Origin of the sequence: Scytonema sp. HK-05 (assembly GCF_963872035.1) — a bacterium.
Lineage (GTDB): Bacteria > Cyanobacteriota > Cyanobacteriia > Cyanobacteriales > Nostocaceae > Kalymmatonema.
Genome location: NZ_CAWMYC010000057.1, coordinates 1 through 12000 on the forward strand (window position 1 = coordinate 1; position 12000 = coordinate 12000).

Genomic DNA, 12000 nt, shown 5'->3' on the forward strand with positions numbered 1-12000 from the left:
TCGGGCTGTTGGAAGCCTACCCTGTAATCTTTGATTCAGGGTAGGAGTATGTCACTTTTATCTCCCCCCTTTTTAAGGGGGGATTAAGGGGGGATCGAAAATCTAGATGGTACATCAAAAAATGCTCAAATGCTTGTCAACTAATGATATCAAGTCCGCTTAATTACTTATAATTCCTGCTTGACCTCACCCCAACCCTCTCCTTCCTCGCGGAGAGGGTGCCGTAGGCGGGTGAGGTTCTTCGTTTTTTATAAGTGTTCATTCGGACATGATATGACTTTGGGCTTAAGTTGACACCAATGCCTCACCGCCAACCCCTCTTTGCCAGGAAAGAAGGGTTGGCGGTGAAGTTATGCGATGAGGTTTAGTTACAAAATCGTGCCGATTTCTTTCAAATAAACCCGTGTCAATGGTTCATTGACTCCCAAGGAATATTCTTCAATCAAACCCTGACGTCTGATAGAGATATTGTCTCCGTTTCTAATTACAACAGTAGAGTCGTCAAAGATGTCCCGCGCCAGAACCATCTCGGTTTCGGTAGGATTATCTAGAACGACTATGTTACTGCCGTGGTAAAACATTCCTTCTTTTTCCAAGACGTCTTCTTCGTACTCTACAATCAGCAAATCAACTTTGGGATTACGCAACAAAGTTAAGACGTTGGTGTTGTAATCCTTACTGAGGATTTTTTCAGAACGATTGACAAAAATTGCGTCACGACAAACAGCGCCTACTGTCCAGTCGGGGTGTTGCAAAAGAATATGGTCAATGGTCTCTTGCAGATCCTGAACTGAGATGTGGTTGAAGGTGATTGTTGGTATTCTGGCAGATGTACCCGACTCAAAGAAGGTTTCTAGGATACGTGAAGGCACATCAACGCTTTCACCTACGGCAGGGTTAAGATGCATCAAAATGCCCGGTGCGGCGTTGATTTCCAAGATGGCAAAGTCACCGGACTTCCAAGATTCGGAAAGACTGGGGGCAATGACATCAATACCGAGGCAAGTCAGGCGGAAGTGCAGGGCAATGTCTTGCGCCAAGATAATATTGTCAGGATGAACGGTGCGGGTTGCATCAATGCTGACACCTCCAGAGGAGAGATTGGCTACTTTGCGAAGATAAACAGTGCGGCCTTTCTCAATGACGCTGTCCAATGACAAACGCTGTTGTTCGAGATACTGTTCCATCGCGTCGTCGGACTGAATCTTACTCATCGCTGAGGTGGGCGTATCCCAACGTCCTGGTTTTCGGTTTTCCTCTCGGATTAACTCTTCAATCGTTGAGTACCCGTCACCCACAACCCATGCAGGACGGCGTTCAGTGGCGGCAACAAATTTGCCGTTGACACACAGCAAGCGAAAATCTGCCCCTAGGATGCTTTTCTCTACGATGACTCGCGTTGGCTCATTTTCTGGAATGGCATCAACTGCCCGACTATAAGCAGATTCCAATTCCTCCTCGTCTCGGACTTCCGCCGTCACCCCAATTCCTTTGTGACCTACCACAGGTTTCACCGCCACTGGGTAGCCAATTTCTCTTGCTACTCCGAGGGCTTCCCTTTGTGTGATCACAATATCACCCTTAGGTACTGGAAAGCCTAAGGTTCTTAAAAATGCCTTGCAGTCATCCTTACGCGTGGTGAAGTCAGAATCCAGATGGCTATCACAGTCAAATGTCGTCGCAACGCCACGAATTTGTTTTTTTCCGTAGCCGTATTGCATCAGTCCTTCTTCCCACAGATAGAAGGCGGGAATACCTTTTTTGTGAGCTGTTCGCAATAAGGCGTAAACCGTAGGACCACCGTAAACAGAGAGGCGGAATCTATTTTGAAGTGTCGAAATCTGCTCAAAGTCAATATCTTCGTCTTGAGTTATGGCTTCAAACCAATCCCAAACGAAATAAAGCACACCTCGAGTTGTACGTTCGTGAAGCGATTGCACAGCACACGTGGCATAATTTTCATAAGGCTTGACACTCCAACGCTCGAGGTGCAAACCCATATCCAGTTTTCCTACTTCTGCCACGGTGCGGGCAAACAAATGCGCATAGGAATCGTACGTCTCGTCGCGCAGGTGTGGGTAGCGATCGCTAATTTCTTTGACGTAATCTTCAATAGGCAGAGCTCTGCCAGTTGTCGTCAGAGCAAAATCAAATACTAGCGCCCCTGTATCCAAATAGGGATTTGGTCCGATGTAATGCTTGAATTTGAAAACATCGAATGCATCAGTTTTTCTGGCGTTAATGCGAACCGCATCGGTGATTCTGTCTTGAACCATATGATTATAGACCTTCGGCTAAACACCCTGGAATCTTAAGGCTATATGCCCTTGGGGAGCCAGTGCGTTACTTGTGATTACCACCAGTTGAAGCATCTGGCTTGTCCCCTGTTGTAGACGCCCAAAGGGCGACTTCTTGAAGGGTAGCAATTGCCGTGACGTGTACTTGTGTTTCCCCAGACGTATTTACTGTCTATTTACTTAACTATCCTTTGGCAAGCGATCGCTCAACCCTAAGCTACACCTATGTTTTGCGGTTTACTTAAGCATCAATTGCAACGCTTATGCTTGCTGATTCTACCCAGATTGCCAAACATTTTCAGCTATCTAAAGGTATAGTCACGTCTCTATACTAAGTCCTGTTTGTCAGTAATTTCAATTGCAGGTGAATTCATGAATTAAATAGAACTGCTATAGCTAAAATATATAACCTTTGAAAGGTGCAATTAGACACTTGTAAATTTTATAAATAGTAAACGTCAGAAAAAATTAAGGAGACGGCAAGTATGACTAGCGTAAAAGCTGATCTCAAAAAAGAAGTTGAACATCTTGCTGAGGAAGCTTTTCACCGCAAGCTGATTTCTGGATATGGCGATGGTCCAGACAGCAACGAGTACCAAATTGTATTTCAGGGTAAGCCCAGACATCTTCCTTTAGAATACGCGCGTTCTTTTTTAAGTGACTTACTCTTTGATAACCAAGTTGGTAAATATTCACAATTCAGTGTTTAGCGTCAGATATAAAATACCACATTTATAAAACACCACATTCACAATAGTGAGCGGCACTCACTCACATAGTCCTCCCGATATGCTACTAAAATCGGGAGTTTTTTTATTTATTAAGATATATTTTCTTGATGAAATTTACTTTTATTCAAAATCATTTTTGATTATACAACAACAAGATTCCCGACTTCTTTTAAGAAGTCGGGAATCTAAGCTCTTAGCTCTTGAATTGCTCGTCTACTGGAATTTGATAGCCGTTAGCGAGGCGATTGGTTGTATTTGCTGTAGCAATAATTCCCATCAGTTCGCCGAACATAGCATCGCTCATACCTTTGGCATAAGCCCCCGCTGTATGCGAGGCGATGCAGTATTCGCAGCCATTCGTCACACTCACAGCAATGTAAATCAGCTCGCGCATCAGCGGATCGAGTTCGCCGGGGCTAGTCATCACTTGTTTCACCGTCTCCCATGTTCGCTGTAGGGTAGGGGGATGATTGGCTATGGCTTTCCAAAAATTGTTGATGTAATCAGTCTTACGAGTGGCGCGGATGTCATCGTATACCACACGTACTTCGTCACTGGCTTGTTCGTATTCAATGAGTTTGGTCATTTAAAGGATAAAGTCTAAAGGAGCAAAATAAGGTAAAATCCCTGAAGCAACGCAACTTTTTTACACCTGTAAGGCTTTCAGCTTCTCGGATCATAGTAGTATTTATACAATGAAATTTTTCACAATATTTCTGCTGACCATTCTCATTTTAGGGTTTAGATTGCCCAGTTTTGGGGAATCTGGAGTCGTGCAGGGACAAGTTGTCATCTCTTCATCGGATGAGAGTTCATTTGTACCAAATCCTGCCACCAATTCCTCTGTGATGATTCACTACTTAGAGGGAGATCCAGGTGGAGCTACAAGCATTCGTTTGGAAAAGAATAAAATAATTGAGAATAACAAGTATCCTGCCGATAGCAGAACCGTTTTTGGTAACCGAACTGTTTACGGTGAAACTTATCAGCAACGCGATCGCGATCTCGGGCAAACTTTCCTCACTGATGACAAAGGTTTTACAGTCGATGCTGTTTACCTGCGCGTGGGACCAAATGAAGTTGAGCGAAATACTCCCAGTGCTAGGGTAGGTATTGAGTTTTTCAAAGTCACGGGTGAACCGCGTTTGAACAACCACGGGACTCCTGGTTTTGTCGGTAAATTTGACCGACAGACGTCTCCGGAACTCGACGATTACCTCGAAGGTGAATCGTATCAATCTATTTATTATGCAACAGGTCAACTACCAAACGACTTGAAAAAAGACCAATACATGAAATGGCAGCTTAAAGGTGAGCGATTAAGATTAGAACCCGATACACATTATGCCTTCATGATTATGTTCCTTGACCGAGAGGAAGAACGCTCACTCTCGCTGTATAATAGTTATTATGGGAAATACTATCCTGACTCAAAAAATCTGTACGTTGGTCATGGTATTCGCCGCGAAGGTAAATCTGATTTTCCTGACCAATGGCAAGACCGACTCAGTATGCAGCCTGGCACCCTAGGTTTTCCCGATGTATGCACTTTTCGGGATTTGTTTTTTGTGATTACAAAGTTTGTACAATCTACCTAGTTATAATTTCTGATAGTAAGTTGTGTAAATTTCAACCTTTGGCAGTTGCAAAGGTAACGTCAACTACCCACACTACACACGAAGTGTTAGTGTGGGCTTGCAAGAATCAGATTGCGATGTAAAAGATGACTAGCCTAGTAGCCGTTACCTGATACGACAAAACAAACCGGGCATTCCTCCCGACACCAAATCAAAGATTTCGCGCGCGGACTCCTGCCCGATTTAGTTGACAAACAAATTATTAAACCCTAATTTTGTAGGTGTTTCAGAAAGCACAAAGCGAGGGGGAGAACCCCGAGGAGTTTGCCAAATGCTCAAAACCTTGAAAATTCAATGGATAAAGTTGCGCTTGCCTATTGTTATTGGTGCGGGATTAGTAATGTCTCTAGGTTTGAACGCACCAACAATGTCTCAATCTCCCATACAGATACCACAATTATCACAGAGTGCTTACTCAAATTTGGGACAATTAAGGATTAATCAACGGTTGTGGAATCGGCAAAATATCTCCAACTATCGCTATACATTAACGAGGAGTTGCTTCTGCACAACCGAAGCTAGAGGACCAGTCATCATTGAAGTGCGTAACGGCAGAACGGCTTCTGTCACTTCTGTTGCCACTGGTCAACCAGTGAATCCAGAACTCTTCCAAAAATATGATACAATACCCAGGCTTTTTGGTGTGATCAGGGATGCGATCGCCAAGAAAGCATCCAGCCTGACTGTGCAGTACAATTCTACACTCGGCTCTACACTCGGCTACCCAACCCAAATTAACATCGATTACGACAGTCAAATGGCCGATGAAGAACTATATCTCACAATTGAGAATCTGGAAGTGATTAACTAAATTTCAACAGCATACTATAGCGGTTCTGGTGTTGAGTCCAATACATAGGTTCCGGGCGAACGTCCTTTATAGGTGGCTCCTAAAGATTCGGCTGCATCTTCAATCAAAGCAATTCCATAGTGATCGCAAGCTTCTAAAATCGCGTCGATATCTGCGCTTTGACTGTATAGGTGTACAAAGCTTTGGGCAAGTCTTCTATTGTAGCACGGCGCTGTAGTGTTCCCCACTATAAGTCGGGATTCATATTCCAAGAAATGCGATCGCAGTTAATAAAGACTGGTTTTGCTCTTAAATAGGTAATCGGGTTAGCAGTAACCACAAACGTTAGGCTAGAACAAAAAACTTCATCTCCTGGCTGTATAGCAGCACCATGACTTGCACCTATGACTTGACAAAATTCTTGGTCGAAAGCATCGACATGAGGACCAACAGGGGCGATCCAGTTCGTATCAAAGGCTTCTTTTACGAATTCTAGTTCGCGATCGCCCATATGGGGAGTTGAGAGGAGAATTGGTTTATTCATAGTTCTGTTTGACTTTTCACAAGCCAACCCAAGATTATTTTTGTTGTATTTATTTTGTACAAACAAAATACAGCCTTCCCTGATTTTGTGCTTGTTTTAATGTTTCCAATAAAGTATGCATTCTCCCTTGAATCATCTGAAAATCAGAACCAAGGTCAACTCTTTTAAAATTTGCTTATTGGATAATTTGGTATGCTTCTTCAAGCCTATACCAATATAAATAAAGTGGTTGATCAAGCAGTGACTCTAAATTCATTTTACCCGGATACTTTAGTTGGGGAAGATATTGAATTGAGACATTAACATTCCCAATTTTTCTCAAGAAGCGTAAATACGCTAAATATGGTGCATAGAATGGGCTAGTACCGGAAGGCGGAAGTCACGCATTCAAAAGTCACGCATTCAAAAGTATTATGGAATCGGCTTTTTGGGGATTTTAAATGGTTGCTCTATTTACGCCATAGTGTACTAGCAACTCTACTGTCAAAATTTAGCAATGAAAATATTGCTGTTCCGCCTTTTTTTATAATACGATATGCCTGTTGAAAAGCATTGTACCACCCTGCATCTTCGTAACCGTTCAGGCGGGTTGAAGTGCGATCGCTGAAGGCTACGATTTTCAGTTTATACAAATTCTAAAATTAGGCGAAAAAATTGAGGAACTTGTGAGATCACTCAACAGTACTAACCGGACAATTTTTACCCAGTTTTATTTATCAATTAGATGAAAAGGCGATTACGCGAACGGTGAGTAAAATATCTTTAAGAAAGATAAAGTATTTTAGAGAAGCTAATGAGAGTAGGATAATGAAGATGTTTCGTGATGGCATCTCCTTACCCAACTCCCGATAAAATTTGAAAAAGTCTAACCCATTCAAGTTATATTATCTTTCTAAGAAACTATTGCATCCGCGTGCTAAGCCCTTAAATTTGTGAAACACTCTCAGCATCTGTCTGATCTGGCTGACGCAAGTGTTTGGCTTATTTCTCGTAAATTCCCTGACCTAACTAACGCAGACGAATGAACCCAGAGATATTGGTAAGGTTGCAAAACTTGTGTCGAGATCAGGCGGCATTTGAGATGCTCAAGCAGATCCTGGCAGAAGAAGCCCAACAATTCGAGCAGGAAATCAATCAGGCGCATTTCCGGGTGGAGCAGCAGAAGGCATTGTTTCGTGTGATTACCCGTCTGCGGCAACCTCTAGATACGGAAACAATTTTTCAAGCTACAGCTCGTGAGGTTCGCCAACTCTTGAAAGCAGATAGAGTGGGTATGTTTCGCTTTTATCCAAACTCAGGTTGGGATGATGGGGAATTTGTTTCTGAGGACGTGGATCAAGCTTTTAGCTCCGCTATGGCGCAAAAAGTTCACGACCATTGCTTCGGGGATCAGTTTGCACTTCATTATCAGCAAGGTCGGATTCAAGCGGTTTCAGATATTTACAATTATGGGCTGAGCGACTGTCACATTCGGATTCTGTCGCAATTTCAGATACGGGCAAACTTAGTAGTACCGCTGCTGCAGGGTCAGAATCTCTGGGGATTGCTTTGTATTCACCAATGCCGCGCTCCCCGAGAGTGGCAAGCGATAGAAATCGAGTTTGCCACCCAAATTGCTAGCCATTTGGGAGTGGCCCTCCAGCACGCAGAACTTCTGGCTGACCTGCAGGCGGAAGTGCAAGAACGCCAGCAGGCTGAGCAAGCAGTTCAATCTCTAAACCAGGGGCTGCAACGAGCAATCATTGAACTGGAGGCAGTCAACAAGGAGTTGGAAGCTTTTAGCTACTCTGTCTCCCATGACCTGCGTGCTCCTTTACGCAGTATTGATGGCTTCAGTCAAGCTTTGTTGGAAGACTGCCACGACCAGCTGAACGCAAACGGGCAGGACTACCTGCGGCGAATTCGGGCAGCTACTCAACGGATGGGGCAATTGATCGATGACCTCCTCAACCTATCTCGAGTTACGCGCAGTGAAATGTATCTGGAACCTGTGGATCTGAGTCTGTTAGCTAGTAGTATCTGTACTGAGTTACAGCAGAGTCAGCCAGAGCGGCAGGTAGAGTTTGTGATTCAAACAGGGCTGTTAGCCCAAGGAGATATCCGTCTCCTGCGAGTGTTGTTGGTAAATTTACTGAATAATGCTTGGAAATTTACCTCTAAGCATACTCAAGCACGGATTGAGTTTAGAGTGAGCAAGAGCGAAAGCGGGGTGCCAGTCTACTTTGTTCGAGATGATGGCGCGGGCTTTGATATGACTTACACTCATAAGTTATTTGGACCCTTTCAGCGATTGCACAATATGAGAGACTTTCCAGGCAATGGAATCGGACTAGCCACAGTACAGCGGATTGTGCATCGGCATGGCGGTCGGGTCTGGGCAGAAGGAGAAGTGGAACGGGGGGCTACTTTTTACTTCACATTAGTAGCAGAGGAGGCAGGGGCTTGAGCGAGGGTAACAAAATAATTCTTCTTGTAGAAGATAATCCGGATGACGAAGCTTTGGCAATCAGAGCCCTGAAGCGCAACCATATCAGCAATGAGATCGTGGTGGCTCATGATGGGGTTGAAGCTTTGGATTACCTGTTTGGCACTGGTGTTCATGCCGGACGGGATATCAGCGTCAAGCCTACGGTGATTTTACTGGATCTGAAACTGCCCCGTATTGATGGTATTGAAGTGTTACGTCGTTTACGGGAAGACGAACGCACGAGTTTGCTACCCGTGGTGGTTCTAACCACCTCCAACGAAGAACAAGATCTGCTTGATAGTTACAGCCAAGGGTGCAACAGTTACATCCGCAAACCCGTAGATTTTATTCAGTTTTCCGAGGCGATTCGGCAACTGGGGATGTACTGGCTTCTGATGAATGAACCACCGCCTGTTTAGGGAGCTACTCAACATGAGCCCTTACTTACGTGTTCTAATTGTCGAAGATTCTGAAGATGATACTCTCTTGGTCTTAAGGGAGCTACGTCGGGGTGGCTATACCGTGGACTATGTTCGCGTGGATACCCCGGCAGCAATGCAGGCAGTTCTTGATCAACAGTCATGGGACATTGTGATTGCAGATTACAATATGCCTGCTTTCAGTGCCCCAGAAGCTCTTAAACTCCTCCAAAGCCGGAAGCTAGATTTACCATTTATCATCGTCTCCGGCACTATTGGCGAGGAGATTGCCGTCGCTGCAATGAAAGCAGGAGCGCATGACTACCTGATAAAAGGTAATCTCGCCCGCTTGGTGCCTGCAGTGGAGCGGGAGTTGCGGGAGGCACAGGAACGGCACAAAAGGCATAGTGCGGAACGGGCTTTACAGGAAAGCGAAGAGCGGTTTCGCCAATTGGCAGAGAACATTATCGAGATGGTTTTCTGGATGTCAGACCCTGGAGAACGTCAGCGACTCTACGTCAGCCCAGCATACGAAAACATTTGGGGACGCTCCCGCGAGAGCTTGTACGCTAACTTTATGGAATGGCTAGAGGCGATTCATCCCCAGGATCGGCAACACATTGAGACCGTCTTCTTTGAGCAGTCATTGGCGGGCACTTATGACGAAGAGTATCGCATTATCCGTCCCGATGGCTCATTGCGATGGATACGAGACCGGGGTTTCCCTATCAGGGACAAATCTGGTGAACCCTATCGCGTTGTTGGAATTGCGGAGGACATTAGCGATCGCAAGCTGGCAGAACAACAAATCCGCGAACAAGCTGCGTTGTTGGATGTCGCTACTGACGCAATTTTTGTTCAAGATTTGGAACAGCACCTCTTATTCTGGAATAAAGGTGCTGAGCGCCTGTACGGATGGGAAGCAGCAGAAGTCCTTGGTAGGAGCGCTGAGTCGCTTGTGTACAAATCTGAGGAAACTTTGCCCCCATTTGAAGCAATACAGACAATACTGGCAGCCGAGGGTAAGTGGCAGGGTGAGTTGCAGCAAGTCACAAAAGACGGCAAGAAGATTATTGTGGAAAGTCGCTGGACGCTTGTGCGCGATGTAGCTGGCAACTCCAAATCGATTCTCATTGTTAATACTGATATTACTGCGAAAAAACAACTGGAAGCACAGTTTCTGCGAACTCAACGGTTGGAAAGCTTAGGTACTCTCGCTAGCGGCATCGCCCACGACTTCAACAATATCCTCACTCCCATTTTGGCAATTGCTCAACTGCTGCCCCTGAAATTCCCTAAGCTTGATGAGAACACTCAGGAACTGCTAAGGATGCTGGAAGGCAGTGCTAAGCGTGGTGGTGATTTGGTCACGCAAATTCTGTCGTTTAGTCGTCGAGGAGTGGAAGGAAGCCGCACCATAGTCCAGACTAAGCATTTGCTGTTAGATGTGGCACAAATCGCTCAAAGAACTTTCCCAAAATCTATCGAAACCCAAACTAATATAGCACCCAATCTTTGGACAGTTTTTGCAGATGCAACTCAACTTCATCAAGTGCTAATGAACCTAACAGTCAATGCTCGTGATGCTATGCCCGATGGCGGTATCCTGGAGATTAGCGCCGAAAACCTTTGGGTTGACGAAAGTTATGCTCGTATGCATGTCGATGCTGAGGTAGGCTCATACATTGTGATTACTATTACTGATACAGGATGTGGCATTCCGCCAGAAATTATGGATCGCATTTTTGATCCGTTTTTTACCACCAAAGAGGTGGGTAAGGGAACTGGTTTAGGACTTTCCACTGTCATAGGCATTATTAAAAGTCACTGCGGTTTTGTGAATGTTTATAGCGAGATGGGAAAGGGAAGTCGCTTTCAAGTGTATTTGCCGAGTAGCCAACTCACTGAAACTCCAGCAGCAACCGATGTAGAACTACCAAATGGTCATGGCGAATTGATTTTGGTCGTAGATGACGAAGTTACTATCTGCCAAATCACTAAAAGTACCTTGGAAAGCCATAATTATAAGGTTTTAACTGCCAGCGATGGAATTGAGGCACTTGCACTCTACGCTCAGTACAAGGATGAGATTAGTGTGGTGTTGATAGACCTGATGATGCCAGGCATAGATGGTTCTACCACAATTCTCACGTTGCAACGCATGAATCCCCACGTGCAAATCATTGCAATGAGCGGGCTGATGAGCAATTGGACGACTGCTCAAAAGAGAAGTTTTGGCATCCAATACTTCTTGTCAAAACCCTTCACCGCTCAAGCATTACTGAGTACCCTACGCGAGGTTAGGGATTCGTAGAAATTGTAACCTGGGTTAATGCGATCGCGTGTTAATTATCAAGTGTTTCAATCCCTAATAGGGATTCGTGGAAATTGTAACTGCAAAATAGCCGCATCTCGAAGACCGAGATCTGTTTCAATCCCTAATAGCGGATTCGTAGAAATTGTAACTTATACGAAAGTAGGTCTCGGCGTGTGCTATGCGGTTTCAATCCCTAATAGGGATTCGTAGAAATTGTAACCTTTTTCAATAGATGGCATATCTTCAATTTCAAGGTTTCAATCCCTAATAGGGATTCGTAGAAATTGTAACCCTTTTCTTTTAGGAGAACTTGCGCCCGGCTGCATTGGGTTTCAATCCCTAATAGGGATTCGTAGAAATTGTAACCCAGAGTTGCCAAGCTTGCCGAAGCAATCGTTGCCGTTTCAATCCCTAATAGGGATTCGTAGAAATTGTAACGTTTTCAATCGCTAAGATAGATGCATCTCTGATCCGTTTCAATCCCTAATAGGGATTCGTAGAAATTGTAACCTCTCGATTGCCTGCGGTATTGCGGGTGAATCGTGTTTCAATCCCTAATAGGGATTCGTAGAAATTGTAACGGGGATTTACTGCGTGCCTCACTGCCCACTCAGATGTTTCAATCCCTAATAGGGATTCGTAGAAATTGTAACACCAAAGTGGCAAAGGTTATAACTTTACTCAATCGTTTCAATCCCTAATAGGGATTCGTAGAAATTGTAACCTCATCTAGCCGTGCTTCAATGTTTTTGCATATGTTTCAATCCCTAATAGGGATTCGTAGAAATTGTAACTTTT

The 12000-nt window shown here is 44.5% G+C and carries 9 protein-coding genes, 1 pseudogene and 1 CRISPR repeat array (1 of these 11 only partly in view); of the genes and pseudogenes, 6 read left to right on the forward strand and 4 right to left on the reverse strand.

The genetic code is table 11. The features are described from left to right. Positions 1–368: 368 nt before the first annotated feature. Positions 369–2276: an ATP-binding protein gene (locus AACT52_RS08745; protein WP_073630210.1), complete on the reverse strand. Its 1908-nt coding sequence runs from the start codon at positions 2274–2276 to the stop codon at positions 369–371. Positions 2277–2782: 506 nt separating this feature from the next. Between AACT52_RS08745 and AACT52_RS08750 the strand changes: the two genes are divergently transcribed. Beyond that, the gene (locus AACT52_RS08750) at positions 2783–3007 is read left to right on the forward strand and encodes a hypothetical protein (protein ID WP_073630212.1); all 225 of its coding nucleotides are present in this window, start codon (positions 2783–2785) and stop codon (positions 3005–3007) included. A gap of 214 nt (positions 3008–3221) precedes the next feature. Here AACT52_RS08750 and AACT52_RS08755 read toward each other — a convergent pair whose 3' ends face one another. Then, on the reverse strand, positions 3222–3614 hold the full coding sequence (locus tag AACT52_RS08755) for a carboxymuconolactone decarboxylase family protein (protein WP_073630214.1): 393 nt from the start codon (positions 3612–3614) through the stop codon (positions 3222–3224). A 109-nt stretch (positions 3615–3723) separates the two neighbouring features. Between AACT52_RS08755 and AACT52_RS08760 the strand changes: the two genes are divergently transcribed. Both AACT52_RS08760 and AACT52_RS08765 read left to right on the forward strand, forming a co-directional pair. After that, positions 3724–4626: a hypothetical protein gene (locus tag AACT52_RS08760; RefSeq protein WP_073630216.1), complete on the forward strand. Its 903-nt coding sequence runs from the start codon at positions 3724–3726 to the stop codon at positions 4624–4626. Positions 4627–4936: 310 nt separating this feature from the next. Continuing rightward, the gene (locus AACT52_RS08765; RefSeq protein ID WP_233153882.1) at positions 4937–5476 is read left to right on the forward strand and encodes a DUF6174 domain-containing protein; all 540 of its coding nucleotides are present in this window, start codon (positions 4937–4939) and stop codon (positions 5474–5476) included. Positions 5477–5520: 44 nt separating this feature from the next. Here the strand turns inward: AACT52_RS08765 and AACT52_RS08770 are convergent. Further along, a pseudogene (locus AACT52_RS08770) lies at positions 5521–5999 on the reverse strand (DegT/DnrJ/EryC1/StrS family aminotransferase); the annotation flags it as partial. 449 nt (positions 6000–6448) lie between these two features. After that, positions 6449–6631: a hypothetical protein gene (locus tag AACT52_RS08775; RefSeq protein ID WP_158054589.1), complete on the reverse strand. Its 183-nt coding sequence runs from the start codon at positions 6629–6631 to the stop codon at positions 6449–6451. A gap of 389 nt (positions 6632–7020) precedes the next feature. On the opposite strand from AACT52_RS08775, the gene AACT52_RS08780 reads away from it, so the two are divergent. Genes AACT52_RS08780 through AACT52_RS08790 form a run of 3 tightly spaced genes read left to right on the forward strand, consistent with a single transcriptional unit; the run spans position 7021 to position 11199 of the window. Next, positions 7021–8445: a sensor histidine kinase gene (locus AACT52_RS08780; protein ID WP_073630222.1), complete on the forward strand. Its 1425-nt coding sequence runs from the start codon at positions 7021–7023 to the stop codon at positions 8443–8445. Next, positions 8442–8885 carry a response regulator gene (locus tag AACT52_RS08785; RefSeq protein WP_073630224.1) on the forward strand — a complete coding sequence of 148 codons (444 nt, stop codon included), beginning with the start codon at positions 8442–8444 and terminating at the stop codon, positions 8883–8885. Before AACT52_RS08780 ends, AACT52_RS08785 begins: the two co-directional genes overlap by 4 nt. Before the next feature lie 13 nt (positions 8886–8898). Then, a complete protein-coding gene (locus AACT52_RS08790; RefSeq protein ID WP_073630226.1) occupies positions 8899–11199 on the forward strand; it encodes a hybrid sensor histidine kinase/response regulator in 2301 nt (766 codons plus the stop codon). A 186-nt stretch (positions 11200–11385) separates the two neighbouring features. Beyond that, positions 11386–12000: direct repeats of the CRISPR family, unit length 37 nt (it continues 1717 nt past the right edge of the window).

What these genes read in the sequence shown, in the direction of transcription:
- AACT52_RS08745 (WP_073630210.1), bottom strand. Translation starts at nt 2,276, where the DNA reads ATGGTTCAAGACAGAATCACCGATGCGGTTCGCATTAACGCCAGAAAA.
- AACT52_RS08750 (WP_073630212.1), top strand. Translation starts at nt 2,783, where the DNA reads ATGACTAGCGTAAAAGCTGATCTCAAAAAAGAAGTTGAACATCTTGCT.
- AACT52_RS08755 (WP_073630214.1), bottom strand. Translation starts at nt 3,614, where the DNA reads ATGACCAAACTCATTGAATACGAACAAGCCAGTGACGAAGTACGTGTG.
- AACT52_RS08760 (WP_073630216.1), top strand. Translation starts at nt 3,724, where the DNA reads ATGAAATTTTTCACAATATTTCTGCTGACCATTCTCATTTTAGGGTTT.
- AACT52_RS08765 (WP_233153882.1), top strand. Translation starts at nt 4,937, where the DNA reads ATGCTCAAAACCTTGAAAATTCAATGGATAAAGTTGCGCTTGCCTATT.
- AACT52_RS08780 (WP_073630222.1), top strand. Translation starts at nt 7,021, where the DNA reads ATGAACCCAGAGATATTGGTAAGGTTGCAAAACTTGTGTCGAGATCAG.
- AACT52_RS08790 (WP_073630226.1), top strand. Translation starts at nt 8,899, where the DNA reads ATGAGCCCTTACTTACGTGTTCTAATTGTCGAAGATTCTGAAGATGAT.